Genomic DNA, 20,625 nt, shown 5'->3' with positions numbered 1-20,625 from the left:
AAATCGGACTATTTTATTCTTAAATGTATAAATAATTTTGCGCTATCGTATTTAAAATTTATAAAAATGAAGAAAAATATTCTGATATCGGGTGGTGGTATTGCAGGACTGACAGCCGCCAAATTTCTCTCAAAACAAGGTCACAACATAACAGTAATTGACAAGGCCTCTTCTTTCAGTAAAGTAGGGTTTCTGATTTCTCTTAAAAGTTTTGGCGTGAAAATAATGGATGAGCTGGGCCTGTCGGCAAAAATACTGCAAGAGTCATCGCCTTCAGAATTTGTTAGTTTTCTGGAAGCGAATGACGAAGTCATCCAACATATAAGTTATGAAAAGATGAACGAAAACATTGAGCGTTCTGTACTCATCTCCCGGGGAGGTCTTCACCATGTTTTATATGAAGATATTAAAGATCATGTTACCCTACTTTTTAATACAACAATCAGCCACCTCGACCAGAAAGAAAATAAAACCAATATCACACTGTCTGATGGTAAAATGATTGAGGCTGACCTGGTGATTATATCAGAAGGGCTGCGTTCCCCAACCCGGGAAAAATATTTTAAAGATTGTAAAGTGGAGGACTTCAATACCCTTTACATGGGAGGCAGACTGAAGCAAGCTCATTCTTACAATGTTGGTGCATTCAAAATTTATATAGATGTAAACAAAATGCTCTCCATTTATCCCATTGCCCAAAATGAAATTGCCGTTCAATGCTATATTTACGATACAGGGACGCTATCTGCGAGTTATGAAAATGCCTCCGATCTTTTTCAAAATTCTTTCAGAGGGTACAGCGGGGAAGTACAAGACCTAATAAGCAAGTTTGCGAAGAATGGGATAATGTTTGTCGATAAAATGGGCATGGTAAATGCACCTGATTTGGTGAATGGAAATGTTGTTTTGTTGGGCGACGCCGGTTACTGTCCAACAGCCCTATCTGGTATGGGCGCGTCTTTATCTATATATGGCGCCAAAGCACTGGCATATTTTATCAGTATTAACGCTGTAGATTTAGCATTAGCATGTAACAGATATAATGCATTAATGCAACCTATCATTAAAAAATTTCAAACTAATGCAAAAAACAATGCATCATCTTTTATACCTAAAAACAAAGAACAACTGCACCATTTCGTCAGTTCTTTCAGGAACGCATCAGATGCTGACATAAAAAAAATAATGACTGAACCTATAGTTCTAACAGAAGAACAAATAAATTTCATTCAATAATAGCTAGCCCTTAAAAAACTACACCAGTTTTATGGAGTTCTGAAAGAATCGGTCTGCTAAATTGTGTCTCAGAAATACCGGAGTGCCCATAGTATCGGAATGTTATCTACACTAAAAAAGTTATTCCTTGATTTGCTTACAAGCTTCAGGGATTTGCATACATGTGTGCGATTGAGCTTACCGATCTTTGGATCATGGAAATAAAACAAATTAAATTGGGCAGCCAGGGTTTGGTTGTACCGATGATCGGACTGGGTTGTATGGGCATGACTGGCTTTGAAGAAGGTAATATGTACGGCCCAGCGGATGAGCAGGAAGCTATCGCAACGATTCACCGCTCGCTCGAGCTGGGTGGTAATTTCCTGGATACCGCCGATCTGTACGGGCCGTTGAAAAATGAACAACTCATTGCGAAGGCAATCAGCGGCAAACGCAACCAGTATATTATAGCTACCAAGTTTGGCTGGGAAATCGATGACAACAATAAAGTAACCTGGACCATTAACGGCAAAAAGGACTATGTAAAGAAATCTTTAGAGCGTTCACTAAAAAACCTCAATACCGATTACATAGATCTGTATTATCTGCACCGCCTGGATAAAAATACGCCGGTCGAAGAAACCGTTGAAGCTATGTCCGGGCTTGTTAAAGAAGGCAAAGTAGGTTACATAGGCTTATCGGAAGTATCGTCTGAAACGGTTAAGCGGGCGCATGCCGTGCACCCGGTCACCGCCGTACAAAGCGAATATTCTTTATTTGAACGAACTGTAGAAGAGCGCGGAGTGCTAGCAACATTACGTGAATTGGGTATCGGCTTTGTAGCTTACTCACCATTAGGCCGCGGTTTTTTATCGGGACAGATCAAAAGCATCGATGACCTGCCGGAGAACGATTTCCGAAGAGCGATCCCCCGTTTCCAGGGCGAAATGTTTCATAAGAATATTGAATTGGTAAAGGCAATTGAAGCTATGGCTGAAGCAAAGAATGTCACTTCCTCACAGCTGGCATTGGCCTGGATCATGAGCAAGGATATTTTGCCGATCCCGGGAACGAAACGCAGCAAGTACCTGGAACAAAACCTTGCTGCAACTGCCATTGAGCTAACGGAAAGGGATCTTTTACAACTGGAGCGCATCGTGCCTTTAGGTACGAATACCGGTGCCCCTTACGATGAGTTCAGTATGGGCTTAATTGATTAATTTTAAATATGAACGCCATCAATTCCATATCAGAATTTCACCGGTTGCTGTCATTACCCGAACCGAGCCACCCACTGGTAAGCGTGATCAACCTGGCCGAAAGTGTTTTTTTGGAAGACGATATCTGGAAAGGTTTCGTCAACCGTTTTTATTGTGTAGCGCTCAAACGCGAAGCTAAAGGCAAGATCCGGTACGGACAACAGCATTATGATTACGATAAGGGAGTATTGAGTTTTACCGCGCCTAACCAGGTGCAGCAACTGGACCTGCAAAACATGGAATGCGGGTCCGGTTATCTATTGATCTTTCATCCCGATTTCCTGTTACACCATACGCTGGCAAGCAGCATTCATCACTACGGCTTTTTTGATTACGCGGTTAACGAAGCGCTACACCTGTCGGCTGAAGAGGAAGCTGACCTGATATCAATTCTCCATAAAATTGATAAGGAATGCCGGCATATCGATAAGTATACCCAGGAGATCATTCTGACACAGATTGAGAGTCTGTTGAAATACTCAAATCGTTTTTACGAGCGGCAGTTTCTCACTCGCAAAAATAATAATTCAGACCTACTAACCAGATTTGAACAGCTGATCGACGACTATTACAACAGCGACGTGAAGGGTTTACTCACCGTACAATACGTCGCTGCACAGATGAACCTGTCGCCGAATTACCTGAGCGACCTGCTTCGGGTTCATACGGGTCAGAATACACAGCAGCATATTCATGAAAAACTGATCGCGAAAGCCAAGGAAAAACTTTCCACGACTGATCTTTCAGTTGGCGAAATAGCCTATGCCCTGGGCTTTGAGCACGCACAATCCTTTAGCCCCCTTTTTAAGAAGAAGACGAATGTATCGCCGCTGGAATTTCGCCAGGCTTTTAACTAAGCCGACGTAATAAACTGTATCTGTGAAATCTTAATTGAGATACACCACTACAATAAAAGAGAGCGGTTTCCGTTGGATACCTCAGCGCGCATTCGTGCAAACACCGTGGCTAACGGCAGGCTGACCAAATGTGCAGATGTTTTGCACAAAGTTTCCGGGGCATATCCTGATGGTATCAAGAAAGCACCTGACCTGATTTTTTAAAAAAGATAGGCTGGCTAAATTAGCATATCGTCATTGTTTTGAAGTGAGCAAAAGTTTCGACGAAGGCTATACTATCTTCAATGAAATCCGGCCGGGAGTCTATATTGTTGTCTGCAAATTTTCCGGATTGCGTAAACAGGCTATCACCTAAAGATGGAATTTTGCTGCCGGTTTAACAACGCATAAACTCCTGATGATGAAACTTACATTATGTTCCTGTCTTATCCCGCTTTGTCTTACGTGTATTTCGGTCTTTGGACAGAACAATCCATCAAAGACAGACACGAGTACTGTGGATACCACTGAGGTGTTAAAGGAAATAATCGTATATGGTCAAAAACGGGAGATCGCTTCCATTACAAAAACATCTACGCCGTTGATTGACCTGCCTATTGCTGTACAGCTTGTAGATAAGAGGCTGATCGAACAGCAACAAATTATAGATGCCCGCGATGCGATCAAGAACGTAAGCGGCATTACTGTAACCGGCACCTACGGCGATGGCTACGCCATGTTCAATGGCCGCGGCTTTGGGCTCAACTTTAACTCCAACTACCGCTGGAACGGTATCCTGATGCAAACCACCGGCAGGTTGTACGGCGATAATGTCGAAAGGCTGGAAGTTTTAAAAGGACCAGCTTCCATACAATATGGCGATGTGGCTCCCGGTGCAGTGCTGAATTTCGTATCTAAAAAACCTCTGGATTATGAATACCGCCGGTTTGAGGTGAAGGTCGGAGAATATGGCATGGTGCGTCCTACCCTGGATCTCAGTGGTGCACTCACAAAGGATAAGAAATTACTCTACCGCCTGAATACAACATATGAAAGCAGCAGGCACTTTATTGATGAAATAAGGGGTAAAAATTTCCTACTGGCCCCTACGATTACCTGGAAAGTCACTCCCGACCTGGACTGGACCGTTGAGCTGGTAGCCCGCAACGACGACCGAACTTTTGCACCTGGCCTTGTTTCTCCCGATGGCACCTTTGAAGGCCTGAAAAAGTTGCGGCGTGGACTTTTCCTGGGTGAACCGGATAACAAACACCAGGTAAATGACCAGAGCGTGTATTCCACCCTGAACTACAAGATTAATAAGAACCTGACTGTCCGCAATGTTACCTTTTACTCCAGGTCGCAGGAACGTGAAGAGTCGGTGTTTTTTCCCGATCGCAGAGCAGACGCCAAAGACAGCCTGAACAGGACTACCGAGTTTTTCCAGACTTTTACGTATATCAAAGGAACTACGCTCGACCTGGTTGGAAAGTTCAGCACCTTCGGTGTACAACATGATTTTGTTGTGGGTGGGGACTATACAGAAAGGGATTATACCATCTTTTACAATGATCCCGTAATCTTAAAACCCATCAATATATACAACCCCGTTTACGGACAGGATGTTTTACCTAAGATCATTGGCTTTGAAGGCGACCCGGACAAGCCTTCCCAGTTTATCAACAGGCAGGGTATTTATGCGCAGGACCAGCTGAAGTTTTGGAATAACCGCATTCAGGTTATGTTAGGATTACGTTACAACAGAACTTCCAGAGGTACTAACTATACTCACAATGCACCTGCGCCGGATACTTACAAGGATGATGTGAAAAAGCCACTGTCGCCCAGGCTGGCCTTATTGGTGAAGCCCTGGAAAAACCTTTCTTTATACGGTTCTTATACACAATCCTACGAGCAGAATGGTTGGGATGAGATCACAAATATTATGCTAAGCGCAACCAATGCTAAACAAATAGAGTTCGGCGCCAAAACCAATCTGCTACATGAAAAGCTGGGTATAGGCCTGTCTGTTTTTCAGATAGATAAGAAAGATATAGTAGGTTATGTTTTTGGATTGGACCAACCGCCGGCATGGGATCATTTGTATTATCACACTTTTTATAAGTGGGCTATGTACCAGGGCGGGCATCACCGCAGCCGTGGCATTGAACTCGACGTAAATGGTAAAATCACCAATCAGCTAAGCGTTAATCTTGCCACCTCTTATATAGACGCCATTGTTGTGGAAGACCCTGCATTCCAGAAAGGAAACCAATTAGAAGGGAATGCCAGGACGACTCTTAACATCTGGGGCAATTACACGTTGAATAAAGGTCTGCTAAAAGGGATGGATTTCGGTTATGGTTTTTTTTACAAAGGAAAGTTCTACGCTACTACAGACAACAGCCCGCTGGATGAGGTGAAAGCCTACTGGAGTATGGACGCTTCCGTTGGATATAGTTATAAAAGCTTTTTTACCCGCCTTAATCTTTCCAATTTTACTGACAACAAAGGCTATCTTGCCCGCAGCGGTTTATACGAGCCACTTTGGGGACGCCGGACCATCCTGAGTGTAGGTGTCAAATTTTAAATATGTGCATGTGTGGCTATCATGCAGCGATAGGAATATTGAAAGAGCTATCGATAAATGAAAGACAAATACAATAAAACATTTCTTCAGACCCATTCTATTGCAACCGGAAAATCGTTAAGCGACGTAAAAAACATAATTGGAAGCCAGAAAATTGATTATTTCATTTATAAAGTTGGTATCTGGGAACGAAATACCTTTACCGAAGAATTTGATTTTTCACAAAGCAGTACCTTCTTAATAAACGAGCATGGGCTTGAACCATCCGGGAGCAATCGGTAAAAATACGACCAAGGTTCAGTTGCTCTATTTTAAAGCAATGTAACCTGCAATGTATGTTTCCCGGCAGGTAATTTCACGAGTCCTTTATCTCTTGCGTTTGCCGGAGGATAAAAGGTAGCAGAAGCATTGGCTGGAATCTGTACTTCATACGTTACCTTTTTATTCAACTTCGTCCACCCGGAAACGATAGTACCATAAGGAGACTCATGAGTTACCTTAGCATGATCCATTCCCTCGGGGAATATAGGTCGTAGCAAAATATTTTTAAATCCAGGTTGACGGGGATCCGGTAAAATGCCTCCTACCGATTTAAAAAACCAACCTCCTATTTCCCCGAACATCATGTGATTATCAGATATATCTCTTTTCGCTTTTAAATCCCAGTTCTCCAGCAAGGTAGTAGCACCGTTAACCACCCACCATCCCCAGGAAGGATACGTGTCCTGTACGGCCACTTTGTAGGCTGATTGTTCATAGCCATTTTCTTTAAGCGCATTGAGTAAGGCTTTAGCACCCAGCACGCCTACATCAAGATGAAAATTGGTTTCCTCCACTTTTTTATTCAGATTAGCGGCAACCTTTTGTATCATATTTTCAGGCACTACCTTCCAGTATAACGGAACGCTCAATTCAGTCTGACTTCCTCCGGCATAGATACCGGTGGTACGATTCAAAAATTTTTTATTAATCGCATCTTTTATCTTTTGACTTAACGCTGTATAACGGCGATGATCTTCCACCCTACCAAACAGTTGAGCTGCAGCTGCCAGTATAGACGCATCTGTATAGAAATAAACCGAAGAGGTTAACTCAAGATTAGAGGTTGTTTTAACCGGCACCCAATCGCCACGCCCGAATGTAGTAAGGCCATCCGGGCTGATCCGGTCAACATAATCTACGTAACGCTGTATATTTTCGTAACAGTTCTCCAATAACCTGCTATCACCGTAAAACATATAAACCTGCCATGGAATAATAGCAATCGTGCTTGTCCAGTCCAGGCCATTAGCGGTACCATACCCCCACCCACCAGTGGGTATAATGTCGGGTAATACGCCATTGGGCTGCTGTTCATCTCTATGATCTGCCAACCATTTTTCATAAACTGTAATGCCGTCAAAATTATATAATGCTGTTTCTATGGCGAGATGTCCATCACCCGTCCAGCCATTTTTCTCCCTTTGCGGACAATCAGTAGGATATCCCATGAGGTTGGAGAGGTAAGCATTATTAGTCACTTTCCAGAGACTATTTACCAGCGGTACTGAAGTATTTACTTCACCTAAGGGTTTAACATCGCTATGAGTAAAATAGGCCGTAACATTGGCTTCCGTCATTTCTATAGGCTCGCTCGAGGTAACTTCTATGTAACGAAATCCCTTGTAATTAAATTTAGGCATGAATTCATCCTCTTTCTTACCGCTTAGGATTAGAATATCTGTTTGAAAAGGATCGGCTTCTTTATCTCCCCTGTAATATACATCTATATTAGACATGTCAACACGCCCGCTTTCATGTATCCGCTCTCCATGTTTTATTTTAAGAATAGTCCCCTCCGGTCCTTTTATACTGATACGGGTTACTCCCGACATGTTTTGCCCCATATCAAAAACGTAAGTTTTCCAGTCTATTTTTTTCAGGAGTTTAGGTTTGTATGGAGTAACAAGCCGAATAGGAACCATTAGCTGTGCAACTACCTGGTTTGAAGGTACGCTGCGATATCGGACACCGCCCCATTTGGCATCATCAAAGCCGGGCTTATCCCATCCCGGTTGCTCCAACCGGGCATCATAGTGTTCGCCTGTATAAATACTATTGAAAGTAATGGGTCCTGATGCTGTTTTCCAGTCCCTTTCGGAAACAATAGTCTCTTCAGTACCATCCTTGTATACGATTCTCAGATCCAGGCAAAAGGCCGGGCGTGCCCGCCATGGCGCATTATGAAAATCCCATACAGCCAGCGACTGATGATTATACCAGCCATTACCCAGCACCATTCCTATAGCATTTGCACCTTTTTTAAGCTGCGATGTAACATCATGTGTTACATATAAAGTGCGCCTGTCGAAGCGTGTATACATAGGATCCAGCTGATGATCTCCTACCCGGTCGCCATTTATTGAACACTCATATAAACCGGCAACAGCAATATAAGCCCTGGCATATCTTACGTCCTTTTTCACCTCGAATTCTTTTCTAAAATAAGGTGCGGATTTATGGTTAATATTATTGTGATCGCTGATCCATGTCCCCTTCCAATGATTAATTCCCATCATGCCGGTTTCGAAAGCCGCTACTTTTGACGATGAAGGATTACCATCTTTATCCCAAACAGTTACCTTCCAGAAATATCTCGTTACAGGTTTCAGGCTTTTGCCGTTATAAGCAACCAGCATTTCATCACTCCCTTGTTTACCACTATTCCAAAGAGTACCCTTACCATTAAGCACTTGTATTGAATCAGTACCCACTATAATCTGATAAGCACTTTGACGGGCACCGTTACGATCATCCTTTAGCATCCATGTTAGCCGCGGGCTCTGTGCATCCACTCCCAAAGGGTTGACCAAATGTTCGCACTTCAATTGTATGGGCTGCACCTCACGGGCTGCCACCTGTGCCGGTGAGGAAACAGCAGCCAATATCAATGTTACTATTATATTTTTTATCATTTTTGAACTATATTCAATTTGTTGCCTGATGGCTTTATTATTTATTCTATATGTTCTCAAACACCAGGTTCATTTTTACCCCTGGGGATGATACTAAAACAAGTATCGGCGTCCTTTTAAATCCGCCAAATTCTGCAACAAACTTATACGGTATTTTATCAAAAACAATATTTATCGATTCGGATGTAATAAAAGCATAAAGCTTATTACCGTTCATCGTAAAACGCACGTCAGTAGCTTCAAAATTGCCTTCATTACTTAATCCGCCGAAGTAACCTTTTTTCTGGCTGGCTTTTATGGTAAACGGGGGAATTTAGCAACGCGGAACCATTGCGGATAGCGGTATTCCTTAAGCGACTCTACCGTCGGCTCGAATAGCACCTTATTAATGGGCATATCCTGCGCCAATGAGACCACCGCCGCACCTGATAGTGTAGCGGTCAGTGCTATAATTTTTACGATATGCATATTGTTATAGATACTTATCAGATGGGGGAATATATAGGATGCAGTACAGTAATCGATGCAATGACTTTAAAGCTGAAATATCCTTTTCATGGTCACCCACTTTTCATTATCTCCCGCCCAGGGTAAGGGCGCCTGAAACCGGCTCATCAAACCTTCCCATTTTTTTACATCCGGGTTTGTTGCATCATTCGCTGCTTTTTGTACAGGATCAAAAACATCCGAAGTTTCTATAATCATAAACAGGCGATTACCCGTTCTGTATATTTCCATAGATGCAATTCCTGATTTCTTGATACTTTCCTGTACTTCCGGCCAGCTATTTTCGGGCAAATGCCATTTTTCATATTCGGCGATAAGCTCCGGGTCATCCTTGAGGTCAAGAGCCAGACAATATTTTTTCATTTATCTGATAGTTTTGATATTAACGACCTTCTCAGTATAACGCCTTTGCAGCGACTAGCTTTTAGAATATCGTTGCTGTTCGGAAATTACACAATCTTTAAAACGTTGGCGTAAGTAAATTGCGGCCTGTTATTGGGCAATGTAACCAACAACCCATCTGTTCTTCTTTCAAATTTCAGATCGGCTCCCGATTCCAGCCAGCTCACCCCGTTAATCTCTTTTGGATATAAAGAAGATCCGGCTGCAAGGCTCCTGATCAAAACAGTGCGCTCCTCCGGCCATTTCATAATAGTGGCATACAAAGCCTGTGGCTTACTGTTGAACCGGATATCCACTGAGGAAAACCTGGTCTTTCCTTCATTGAAACCCTGCCCCATAAGTGCGGCCTGGTTTTCTGTCGAAGGACCTTCACCATATACATTCCACGGACGGGTATCATAGATGCTCTCGCTGTTTACCTTCATCCAGGCTGTAATATCTGCTACAATTTTCCTTTCGAGTTCATCTATACTTCCGTCGCCTCGCACGGGGACATTCAGCAGGTAATTACCATTCTTACTTACTACATCTACCAGGGTCTGAATCACCATTTCCGGCGTTTTATACCTGTTTTTTTCATAAACCAGCCGCTCATAGTGCCAGCTGCCCAGGCAGGTATCGGTTTGCCATACGTAAGGCATTATGTTGCTTGCCTGTCCCCGTTCGATGTCCCACACCATGGCCTTGCGCTGCTCTTCATTCAGAATTTTTCCATTTAGAATTGCCCTGAGCTCACCATGCTTCTTAATGCTTTTATTATAATGATGGGCTGCTATACGCAGTCCGGCATCGCTGATGGGCCAGAAGGGAAGCTGCGAATCGTCGAAATATAATAAATCAGGCTCGTATTTGTTGATCAGGTCTATCGTTCTGTTTACGAATTTTTCGATATATTCTTTTGAAGGAGGATATACGCCCTCGCCCCAATGCCATTGCCGGTGTATCGAACCGTTGTCCCAGCTATCCTTGCTCAACGGATGGTTTTGTGCATATAACTCCTGCGGATCCAATCCTTCCCACCATTTTCCTTTACCATTTTTACGCGTTATATTTCCATCGTAAGGGATGCCGGCATATTCGCCTTTTTTATCATGCCGCTGCGCTGTTTCAAACCATCGCCAGGCATGTGCCGCGTGCACACTACAGCCGAAAGGCAAACCGTTATTTTTGGCGGCCTTTGCCCAGCCGCCTATAATATCTTTTTTGGGACCTACTTTGAGCGAGTTCCAGTTTTTCTGATATTTTGAACGGTAGAGATCAAGATTGTCATGATGATTCGCCATGGCAAAAAAGTACTTGGCCCCTGCATTTTTGTAGAGAGCTACCAGTTCTTCCGGATCCCATTTATCTGCCTTCCATTCATTGATCACGTCCTTGAATCCAAACTTTGAAGGGTGTCCATACTTCTTTAAATGAAAGTTATATTTATAACTTCCCTCTTCATACATTTCCCTTGCATACCAGTCGCCAGCTTCAGGCTGGCATTGGGGTCCCCAATGCGCCCAGATGCCGAATTTTGCATTACGAAACCAGTCGGGTACCTTATAAGCTTGCAGCGATTCCCAGGTTGGTTTGAATGGCCCGTTGATGATCTTCTCTCTTTCAACAGCACTGAAAGTTAAACCTGCAGCACGGCTAAGATCTGTAATTGCCGCAGCGGATAATGCCATACCCATCTGCTTGATAATTGTACGTCTTTTCATTACTTTTTAATTACGATTATTAGTAGCCATTATATTTTGCAAGATTTGCATTGACATCTCTTTCTGTTTGGAAATAGGTGACCAGCTGAAGAACCGTTTTTTTATCATATGTGCAAGTTTTTAAAAGTGGATATACTACCGTACTATCACCACTGTAAGGGGCCGGAGCGTTTTAAGCAAACCGGCCTCAAACAACCAGATAATGGCAGAAATAACCCATACAAAGCTAAAGATGGCCCCCTGTACGCCGCTATACAAAAGCGACAAAAAAATATACAAAAACGACTTTTACCTCAAGAGCCTCTTATCATACCGTAACCGCACTTTAAATGATTTCCCCAGGACTACTTCTATCCGCAACAACAGGAGAAAACCTGCTGTATACCAGTCGCAGCAGCCAGCGGTGAATTGCGCAATACAAAAATTATTTTAAAGATTTTTTAGGTACAAAACCGATACTTTTTCTGAATGAAGTAAAAAAACATTAATTATGTAGTGACTAAACCGTTGCAACAATGATAAAAAGAACGTTACAATATTCGTTTTCCCTTCTTAATATAGATTACGTGCATTTATCAACAAAATGGAATTACCAGAACGTTATTAGCCCTTACTACAGGATCTATTATATTGATGGCGGCCAGGGAGAAATTTCCGATGCTCATTCCCGCGTTTGCCTGGAACCCGGCTATCTGTACATGATACCCAGCTTTACACTTTGTAACCTGAGATGCGATAACTTTTTAAGCCAATATTTTGTTCAATTCTTTGAGGAATCTACCACGGGTATCTCCTTGTTTGCCAACAGCAGGGTACTTATTAAAATAAAGGCCACGGATCTGGATATATTATCCTTCAATCGTTTACTAGAAGTCAACCCCAATCGGGGAATTAACCGGTCAGACAATCCGAAAGTCTATGAAAAAGAAATTTTTTATCAGGAGTACCAGGAATTAAATAACCGGCAAAATATGGAAGATTATATGGAGACCCAGGGAATATTAATGCAATATGTTTCCCGGTTTTTATCTAAATGTCCCAGCACCTTCCACGAGCAACAACACATCCCGTCTAAGATCGTCGACTCACTTAATTATATTATGGCTCACCTGAGTTCAGAGTTATCTGTGTCGCTTCTTGCTGAGCGCGTTTATCAGAATGTAGACTATTTTTCCAGGCAGTTCCAGGAGTATACCGGCATAAGGCCTATCAACTATATCAATCAAAAAAGAATTGAGCGGGCTCAGCATTTTCTATCCACCACTAACATGTCTTATTCTGAGATTAGTGATTTCATCGGGTTTAACTCGTTGTCCTATTTCTCAAAGACCTTTGCTAAAATCACCGGTATGACGCCCAGTCAATATAAAAAACAATCTCAAATTGTTCAATGATCGAATAAACACTATGATATATTGCTAATGTTAAAATACCTCATCTATAGTATCGTCCCAAAAACGCAAGTGGCTTATATTACAGGGTACACTCATCCTCTGAATGCGCACCAGGTTTGCTTCTTAAACATTATCGTATCCAAATCAAATCTGCCTGATGTTCACTTTGAGGCCTTTCATGCGCAACTCCATATGGATACCACAGATTGATCCAATAGCCTTAACAGCACAGGATTTTCAAAATCATTCGTTGTATATATTTTGTCTGTTACATTGGAAAGTCAACGCTCCTACGCCAGCGAGGTACGCATATTAAAAGGAACAATAACAAAACGACAGTTACTACCTGGTAAAAAAGGGCTTTTAAAAGGCTATAAATATTTCATGACCGCTATAGGTGTCTATTTGAAGCAGGCAATTCCGTCGACTGACAGTAAGAAGGCGGTATCTGCAACCAGATCAAGAGTAATAAAAAACTCTTCGTTTATTATTATTCGTCAGTAAACATTTTGGAAAGCGCCTTCCACAAGAAATTCATTTAGCGTCAGCGTTCAACAATCTTTTATTCATCGCCTATCTCCTGTAATTACAGTTGGGCTATTCCATGACGGCCCATTGCTTCGTAGCGAGTCCCAGGTTTGCCTTTATATTGGAAATAAATTTCTTAGTCTTTTCTTTTCAATCCTTACATTCCCCCCTTTAGCAATTGCTTGCCATACAACAGCGCAAAATTTTTACAACTAAAACAACAAAAGGGGTGTCAATATCACCATGACACCCCAAGGAATATCAAAAAAATTATCTACAAATTTAATTTATGCTGAAATTTAGTTTAGTAGGCAATAGTAAAGCGTTGACGGCTATGTTTGTGATTTTCAATTTCGTCCACAATTGCTACCGCTGTATCTTCAACTGAAATAATGCTCCTGTTATCTTCATCAAAAACCGGATGATCCAGTCCGGTTCTATAGACTCCTTTTCTCAATCCTGAAGTACCCTGGTGCATTTCTATAGCGGGGCTAAGAAAGGTCCAATCAAGCTGCTGCTCGTCTTTTAAGATGTTCAGATAGTCTCTTGCAGCCAAAGCGCCGGGTTTCCATTCTGCCGGAAAATCCGGTGTATCTACCAATTGTAAACCATCTGCTACGAAGAGGCTTCCTGCACCACCAACGATAAGAATCCGTTTAACGCCCGATTTTTTCACGCCTTCCTGAATGGAAGCAGAACCCTTTAAGAATTCATCATAAAGGTTTGGATTGCTCCAGCCTGGGTTATAAGCGCTTATGACAACATCATGCCCTTCTATGGCATCAGTAACTTCCGAGGCCTTCAGTACATTTACTGCCTTTGCCGTTACCAGCGCGTGCGGTTGTATCTTTTCAGTGTTACGTGAAATGGCTGTTACCTGATGGCCTCTGTCCAGAAGCTCTTTTAAGACTGCTGTTCCTACGAAGCCGCTGGCTCCAATTAATGCTACTTTCATTTTTATTATATTATATTTTAACAACTAACACTGTAGCAATAACTACTACAGTATTGGATAAAAAAGTTAAGTAAACTTTGCGGCAAAATCTTTTACCGTGATCTGCCCAAGCTGTTGCAGAAATATCTCATCTGCTGTTTTGAACAGACTCTCGAGGTGAGTATTAATTTGTCTGCCCACGGGACAACCAGGATTAGGATTATTAGACCTGCCCAGTAATGGTATGTAGTTCACAGCCCTGTAAAGCTCGCCCAGCGTAATCGCCGACGCTGGTTTTCCCAGCGAGAAACCGCCACCTTTTCCTTCCTTACTGTCAACAAAGCCCAACTCCCGAAGATTACGGATCTCTTTTCTCACTACAGCAGGATTGACATTGATACTGCCTGCGATATAACCGGAGGCAAGAAGCTCGCCGTTTTTAATCTCCAGGAGCGTCAGTATATGTAAGGCTGTAGCAAATCTTCCGTTACTCATACTGTAAATATTTTTATTACAGTACAAAATTACACACTTAGTTTTATGTTTCGAACTTTTTTATCAGGTACTTAAAGGAGCTTGCGTTTTTGCAAGTATCCACTGCCTTCCAAATTGCGACCAGTATAGATGCCCGCTGCAACGGCGTGAATAAAAAATCTTCTTCTTTTTAAGGTTATACGCAATAAAGTCGTGTATAAAATCTCATTAATACTGCTATGGTTTCATCTGAGTCAATGCAAGGTATAAGTGAAGGATCACTAGTACATAACATTAAGAAGGCAGGTAAACATTATTAAACCATGTCCGCAAGCATCGATTCGAGTAGGCGGGTTTCCTTTTTATAAGATCGCCTTTGTACCGAAAATTTGTAAAAGTACATGCAGATAATTAAGAAGCTTAAAAAATAAAATTAACCCGGGAAGACCAAAATCATCCTGAAACATGTTTGTAGTCATCTATAACCCTCCGCCCGGAAAATACCTTTATAAAACCTCAACAAAGTTCCATTTTATGAAGACTATTATTGTTCCTGCAGACTTCTCAGAAAACTCCGTTAACGCCGCCATCTATGCAGCCCGGTTAGCGGAACAGCTGGATATGCATATAACTTTGCTTCACGCCCTGCCCCTGCCATTGAGCGCCGGTGAAGCTGTTTTTCCTCCTTCGAGTTATGAGGATGACTTTCAGCAGACGGATCAGTTAATGAAACAACTTAAAGTAAAGCTGGAAGGCAGCAGTAAAGCCATAGTCAGTTACCGGATTATCATGGATAGTTTCCTGGCAGAGATCGAACGACTCAATCACCGGCAGGATATCTTTGCAATGATTATGGGTATGAGCGGGTCCAACGGCGCAGAAGCCTTTTTATTCGGCAGTTTCAGCCTCATGGCAGCTACCCATTTCAAGTATCCCTTACTTGTTATTCCGCCCGATTGCACTTTTAATGGTATTCAAAAAGTAGGTCTTGCCTGCGACATGCTGAACGTTTCTGAGACCTTGCCGGCGAAAAGCATTATTGACTTCCTGGAGCATTTTGACGCCCGGCTGCATATCTTGCATGTCGCTAAACCTGAAGCACAGGAAACCGCGCAAATAGCTGTGGCAAGCCGGTCGATTCAAAATATGTTACAGTCGCTGACACCGGAGATGCATGTAGCTAAACATATTACAGTAAAAGAGGGACTGGAGCAATTTGTACAACTCAACGGCATCGACCTTTTAATGGTCATACCTAAGGAAAGGACTTTTGTAGAACGGGTTTTCCATAAAAGTATTACTAAAAATATGGTGCTTCATTCCAGGGTGCCGGTAATGATACTACATAAGCAATAGCGGGTCTTTTAATGAAAGTATCCAATATTACCACTGTAGATTAAAGTGTCTTGAGGCCTGCTATAGATCGGTCAAACCGTCACAGAGGTGAACTAATATTTATACATATCATCAACTTAACCCGATCATTGACGAGGTACAATTTTTTTTTTTAAAATCATGATCGCCATTATACAGGGTTGTGTCTTCACTCCCCTGCTACAGCCTTGAGATAGTTAAAAGATGTTATAAAACTTACAATTCATAAAATCTGTACAATATTGAACTTCGCGATCCAGCAATATGAGCTACCAGGTACAGATATATTCTCGTGATCACGCCAATGTACACCCCAAAAGAATGCCTCAGTTTAATTTAACGCCTATCAAGCACTAAAGATTTAAAGACCCCTTATATTTTATCTCGCCCAAGATTATAATCCTTAAACAAACAAACATCTAAACTAAAATGCCTCAATCAAACTTCATGCGTTTCAATTCAATAAAAAGATGGTATGCCTGCATACTGTTCAGCGTTTTTCTAACAGTTTCCTACAATTCGAATGCTCAGTTATTTCCCTGTGACGGAAGGCTGTATTTCACCAGACAGATTAGTGGTACCCGAATCAGCGAAGTAACAGTTGCAGGTATAAGTACTGTTGCAGTTAATGATGTTCGCACGATCGCCAATTATAACACTAATGCTACTGTTTTCTATAACGGTTACCTTTACACGCAGCGTTGGGCACAAAGCAGCTTTACCCTGTTGAGAGTTGACTATAACGGAAATATTGAGTCGAAAACTATTGCCACCTCCAGCATTCCTAATGCTGACTATAACAATGCCGGGGTAGATAAAAACGGTATTATGTATATCCTAGGTACACAGGCGAGTCCCGTACTTTATAAAATTGATTTAAAACAGTGGCCTACGGCTGGGAGTACCCTCACAGCTACCAGTGTCACCTGCACAATGGCTGCGGGTAGCCGAATCTGGGGAGATATAGCATTTGATCCTACAAATGGAAAAGCTTATGCATGGTACCACCCATCTTCGGTAAGCGGTACAGATGCCGTGCGTGGTCTTTATGAAATTCAGAATATTACCGGCAATAATCCGCAGATTGTAAAGGTGGGCGCTGCTGCTGCCTTCACCATGGGTTCTCTCTTTTTTGATGAGCGGGGAAGAATGTTTGCCTATGGTGCCGCTTCCGGTAATCAAAATACATTTTATTACGTAGCACTTAGTGGTGCCAACACCGGCCAACCACAGGTAATAGGCACTTCAACAGCAGCTTCACAGTCAGATGGATGCGAGTGCTCTTATCGCCTTAGCCTTACCCTTACCGGTGGAGATAACGGTAACGGCACTGTAGATATTCCCTCCTGCTCCGCACCTTCAAATTTCTATTTCCAGTTTACTGCCACTAATACAGCGTCGGGTGGCTTTAGCGGTATCACATTCGACTTCCCGGTAGATAATCGTTTTTCTTTTGTAAAAACGGCTGCTGAACTAAAAGTTATTTTTGACAACACTTTTCCGGGCTCCAATACAACTGTTAACCTAACCAATGCCGGCGGAGGCTCCAACAACCGGTTACAGGTGAGCGGTCTTACCATTGGTGGCACCATTGCCAACAATGGCAACGCTGTAATCATTCCGTTTAGTGTAGACGTAAAAGTAGCTAATGCCGGTAACATCGCCAATAACGAAAAAGTACAATTTCAGGCCGTTGTGGGTGGTCTCGATCCATATTACGGCACAGCAGAAAACTCTTCAGACCCGCTGTTATTTGGCAAGCAATCTACAGAGCTAACGTTCAAAAAAGTAGACGATTGCAATCGTTCCATCTCAGGTACAGTTTATAATGATCCCGATGGTCCCAACAACGGCGTGAACGGCTCTGTACTGGAAGGCATTTCAGTTACGGCATTTCTGGGTGATGGCATTACACAGGTGGCTACCACCACCACTAACGCCAGCGGTGTATATAGCTTTTCTAATCTTCCACCGGGCAACTACATTATTAAAGTTACGTTACCCGATAATACATTTGCACATGTAAGCTCCACAGACTCCGGTAACAGCCAGAACGATGGTAGCACACCTGTTACTGTAAGCACCATTGATATTGCTAATATTAATTTTGGAATACAAAAAAGTCCTGAAGCATATAATGCGACTACGCCGATAACCGGCCCGCCTACACCAAATGTAGCTATACCACTTACAAGTTTAGTGTTACAGGGCAGTGATCCGGATGATAGTCCAACACAAGGCGGCTGGACGAACCGGAAGTTAATAATTACCAGCCTACCTTCAGATGACAATGGCGATTCCAATGGCTTTGAGCTCGCTTATAATGGCCATATTATTACAATAGCAGATATGACTGCGGGAGGCTATGTGATCGAAAGCTACGATCCTACCTTGCTGGTACTTACGCCGAGAACGCCCGCAGGCAATGTAACAAAAACCACATTCAAATACAAGACGGTAGACGCAGCCGGAGCTCCCAGCCCGGAAGCCGACATTGTCATTAATTTTTCTCAGGCATTACCTGTAGTATTCGGCACTATCCAAGCAAGCTTTTCGGACGGTGTTCTAAATATTTCCTGGCAGTCAGTAAAAGAAATTAACAACAGTCTTTATAATATAGAAGTATCCAAAAATGGTATTGATTTCATAAATATTGGTTCTGTGAAAAGCAAAAGTGAAAATGGCAATTCTGATGAACCTATCCAGTATCATTTCAGCCGAGCATTGAACCAGGTTGCCTTTGGCACTTCTATCGTGCTAATGATGTTAGGCATTGGACATCGCAGAAGGAAGGATCTGTCTGTAACACTTCTCACTTGTAGTTTGACCATAGGCATTTATTCCTGCTCAAAAACAAATAGCGATATAGCCAACATCGACGGCCAGGAATGGTTCGTTCGTATTGTGCAGGTGGACAAGGATGGTTCAAAATCTTACTCGAAGGTAATAAAGGTTATAGCGCACTAGAATAGTGCGTGTGATTAAACAAGAACCACCTGACAGCCCGACAATTTGAATAAATACAGTTAATGCATACGGCAACTTTTACTATTGCTGTATGCATTTTTGTATCTGGGTGTGTGGATTAAACTAAGTTTACGCATTTAAGTCAGTTAACTGAATAAGAGGATTTCAATAAACCAAAATCAGATCACTCCCTTAAATGGTGTCGCTAGAATAGCAGCTTATACTATATATATTGGCGCCCTGCCAAAACTTGCTTAAGTAAATTATTATTTTCAGAGATCAAGGCAGGCTCTTGTTTGAACGAAAATCAATCATCATCTGCGTCCGTCAAGATCATTTCTCTATCAAAGCTTGCTTTGAGAAAAGTAAATAGAAATATTGCCCCGGTTATTAGAATAATACTCCCTATGATCAAGATGATTCCGAGAGCAGGTAATAAATAATCCATAATTTATCTTTTCCATCTTTTATGTGTCCAAAGCCAGCCGCCAGGTTCTTCTTTAATATTTTCTTCTAACAAGTCAACATACTTTCGTGTTATTTGCCCCTCTGATTCGGATTCAACATGGGAACTTACCGGTTTACAGGTTACCCTGTATCTTCCTTTTGATAGTTGTTTAATATGCAGGTAAACTACAACTGAATTGCTTTTGCATGCTAATTTTTCCATCCCTGAAAAAAAGTGCGTATCCTGGTTTAAAAAGTGAAACCGGAAGTTTTCTTCATTGACCGGCGGACATTGATCAGCAAGAAAAAGATACACTGCCCGAGGTGAAGCCTTGGAAATAATATGGCGCACAACTGATTTATCAGTAATTACCTTCATACCAAACCGGGTGCGAAACTTTACCATCAACCTGTTCATTACATCCGAACTAAGTGGCTTGTAAACTGCGTAAATCTCGTGATTGATTTTGTGGGCCATGAAATGTAACATTTCCCAATTACCACAATGCCCCAGGCAGGCGATGACGTTTTGACCCGATTCAATGAAGTTATCTAATTGTTCGAAACCGGCGAATTCAATTTTCTTATCTAATATTTCGGGAGAAACAGATATAGCTTTTATAATATCGGCAAAATGGGAAATAAAGCCGCGATAAAACTTCTTTGTAATAATACTGATTTCTTCATACCGCTTATAGGGAAATGAACGCGCAATATTCTGCAACACTACCTCCCGCCTATACCTCACAATGTAATAAATAAGAAAAAATGCCAGCGTTCCGACCCGATAGATCCAGGTTACAGGAAGTAAACTTGCAACGTATAAAGTACCATAAACAAATCTGTAAATAACGGATCTAAGGGACTGCCTTATTCTCATAAATGTAAACATCCAATATCAATGTGGTAAAGCCTGGTAAATGTTTTACCAACTATTACAAGTTCTGTTTTGCCTAATACTTTTTGTCAACCTCAAACTCATGGTAATGTATCCTCAGAAACATTTATAGTTATGCCTGGCAGTTTGTGTGTCACAATATT

General features: G+C 42.1%; 13 protein-coding genes. 7 read left to right on the top strand and 6 right to left on the bottom strand.

The window, feature by feature from the left end; genetic code table 11:
• Positions 1–66: 66 nt before the first annotated feature.
• The 4 genes from ACLOAU_RS15495 (at position 67) to ACLOAU_RS15480 (ending at position 5,900) form a co-directional block, all read left to right on the top strand.
• Complete coding sequence (locus tag ACLOAU_RS15495) at positions 67–1,236, top strand: FAD-dependent oxidoreductase (protein ID WP_427862805.1); 1,170 nt, start codon at positions 67–69, stop codon at positions 1,234–1,236.
• 194 nt (positions 1,237–1,430) lie between these two features.
• The gene (locus ACLOAU_RS15490) at positions 1,431–2,435 is read left to right on the top strand and encodes an aldo/keto reductase (RefSeq protein ID WP_427862804.1); all 1,005 of its coding nucleotides are present in this window, start codon (positions 1,431–1,433) and stop codon (positions 2,433–2,435) included.
• 8 nt (positions 2,436–2,443) lie between these two features.
• Entirely contained in the window at positions 2,444–3,331 is an 888-nt protein-coding gene (locus tag ACLOAU_RS15485) for a helix-turn-helix domain-containing protein (RefSeq protein ID WP_427862803.1), read from the top strand.
• A 400-nt stretch (positions 3,332–3,731) separates the two neighbouring features.
• Positions 3,732–5,900 carry a TonB-dependent siderophore receptor gene (locus ACLOAU_RS15480; RefSeq protein WP_427862802.1) on the top strand — a complete coding sequence of 723 codons (2,169 nt, stop codon included), beginning with the start codon at positions 3,732–3,734 and terminating at the stop codon, positions 5,898–5,900.
• 311 nt (positions 5,901–6,211) lie between these two features.
• Here ACLOAU_RS15480 and ACLOAU_RS15475 read toward each other — a convergent pair whose 3' ends face one another.
• The 3 genes from ACLOAU_RS15475 to ACLOAU_RS15465 form a co-directional block, all read right to left on the bottom strand.
• A complete protein-coding gene (locus ACLOAU_RS15475) occupies positions 6,212–8,854 on the bottom strand; it encodes an alpha-L-rhamnosidase (RefSeq protein WP_427862801.1) in 2,643 nt (880 codons plus the stop codon).
• A 534-nt stretch (positions 8,855–9,388) separates the two neighbouring features.
• Positions 9,389–9,724, bottom strand: a complete 336-nt coding sequence (locus ACLOAU_RS15470; RefSeq protein WP_427862800.1) for an L-rhamnose mutarotase — start codon at positions 9,722–9,724, stop codon at positions 9,389–9,391.
• An 86-nt stretch (positions 9,725–9,810) separates the two neighbouring features.
• Positions 9,811–11,466: an alpha-L-fucosidase gene (locus ACLOAU_RS15465; protein ID WP_427862799.1), complete on the bottom strand. Its 1,656-nt coding sequence runs from the start codon at positions 11,464–11,466 to the stop codon at positions 9,811–9,813.
• A gap of 515 nt (positions 11,467–11,981) precedes the next feature.
• On the opposite strand from ACLOAU_RS15465, the gene ACLOAU_RS15460 reads away from it, so the two are divergent.
• A complete protein-coding gene (locus ACLOAU_RS15460) occupies positions 11,982–12,860 on the top strand; it encodes a helix-turn-helix domain-containing protein (protein WP_427862798.1) in 879 nt (292 codons plus the stop codon).
• 832 nt (positions 12,861–13,692) lie between these two features.
• Here ACLOAU_RS15460 and ACLOAU_RS15455 read toward each other — a convergent pair.
• Together ACLOAU_RS15455 and ACLOAU_RS15450 are read right to left on the bottom strand one after the other, a co-directional pair.
• Complete coding sequence (locus tag ACLOAU_RS15455) at positions 13,693–14,343, bottom strand: NAD(P)-dependent oxidoreductase (RefSeq protein WP_427862797.1); 651 nt, start codon at positions 14,341–14,343, stop codon at positions 13,693–13,695.
• 66 nt (positions 14,344–14,409) lie between these two features.
• Entirely contained in the window at positions 14,410–14,817 is a 408-nt protein-coding gene (locus ACLOAU_RS15450; protein ID WP_427862796.1) for an Rrf2 family transcriptional regulator, read from the bottom strand.
• Between the two features lie 513 nt (positions 14,818–15,330).
• Here ACLOAU_RS15450 and ACLOAU_RS15445 point away from each other — a divergent pair.
• Both ACLOAU_RS15445 and ACLOAU_RS15440 read left to right on the top strand, forming a co-directional pair.
• Complete coding sequence (locus ACLOAU_RS15445) at positions 15,331–16,152, top strand: universal stress protein (protein WP_427862795.1); 822 nt, start codon at positions 15,331–15,333, stop codon at positions 16,150–16,152.
• Between the two features lie 465 nt (positions 16,153–16,617).
• Positions 16,618–19,137: an SdrD B-like domain-containing protein gene (locus ACLOAU_RS15440; protein WP_427862794.1), complete on the top strand. Its 2,520-nt coding sequence runs from the start codon at positions 16,618–16,620 to the stop codon at positions 19,135–19,137.
• 451 nt (positions 19,138–19,588) lie between these two features.
• On the opposite strand, the gene ACLOAU_RS15435 is transcribed toward ACLOAU_RS15440, so the two are convergent.
• The gene (locus tag ACLOAU_RS15435; protein WP_427862793.1) at positions 19,589–20,464 is read right to left on the bottom strand and encodes a lysophospholipid acyltransferase family protein; all 876 of its coding nucleotides are present in this window, start codon (positions 20,462–20,464) and stop codon (positions 19,589–19,591) included.
• Between the last annotated feature and the right edge of the window lie 161 nt (positions 20,465–20,625).

The sequence above is a fragment of the Paraniabella aurantiaca genome, assembly GCF_050309965.1.
Taxonomy (GTDB): domain Bacteria; phylum Bacteroidota; class Bacteroidia; order Chitinophagales; family Chitinophagaceae; genus Niabella.
This window is presented reverse-complemented; position numbering and strand designations above follow the sequence as displayed.

Bases quoted from the DNA above. Each gene is read 5' to 3' on its own strand.
- ACLOAU_RS15495 (WP_427862805.1), top strand. From the start codon at position 67: ATGAAGAAAAATATTCTGATATCGGGTGGTGGTATTGCAGGACTGACA.
- ACLOAU_RS15490 (WP_427862804.1), top strand. From the start codon at position 1,431: ATGGAAATAAAACAAATTAAATTGGGCAGCCAGGGTTTGGTTGTACCG.
- ACLOAU_RS15485 (WP_427862803.1), top strand. From the start codon at position 2,444: ATGAACGCCATCAATTCCATATCAGAATTTCACCGGTTGCTGTCATTA.
- ACLOAU_RS15480 (WP_427862802.1), top strand. From the start codon at position 3,732: ATGAAACTTACATTATGTTCCTGTCTTATCCCGCTTTGTCTTACGTGT.
- ACLOAU_RS15475 (WP_427862801.1), bottom strand. From the start codon at position 8,854: ATGATAAAAAATATAATAGTAACATTGATATTGGCTGCTGTTTCCTCA.
- ACLOAU_RS15470 (WP_427862800.1), bottom strand. From the start codon at position 9,724: ATGAAAAAATATTGTCTGGCTCTTGACCTCAAGGATGACCCGGAGCTT.
- ACLOAU_RS15465 (WP_427862799.1), bottom strand. From the start codon at position 11,466: ATGAAAAGACGTACAATTATCAAGCAGATGGGTATGGCATTATCCGCT.
- ACLOAU_RS15460 (WP_427862798.1), top strand. From the start codon at position 11,982: ATGATAAAAAGAACGTTACAATATTCGTTTTCCCTTCTTAATATAGAT.
- ACLOAU_RS15455 (WP_427862797.1), bottom strand. From the start codon at position 14,343: ATGAAAGTAGCATTAATTGGAGCCAGCGGCTTCGTAGGAACAGCAGTC.
- ACLOAU_RS15450 (WP_427862796.1), bottom strand. From the start codon at position 14,817: ATGAGTAACGGAAGATTTGCTACAGCCTTACATATACTGACGCTCCTG.
- ACLOAU_RS15445 (WP_427862795.1), top strand. From the start codon at position 15,331: ATGAAGACTATTATTGTTCCTGCAGACTTCTCAGAAAACTCCGTTAAC.
- ACLOAU_RS15440 (WP_427862794.1), top strand. From the start codon at position 16,618: ATGCGTTTCAATTCAATAAAAAGATGGTATGCCTGCATACTGTTCAGC.
- ACLOAU_RS15435 (WP_427862793.1), bottom strand. From the start codon at position 20,464: ATGAGAATAAGGCAGTCCCTTAGATCCGTTATTTACAGATTTGTTTAT.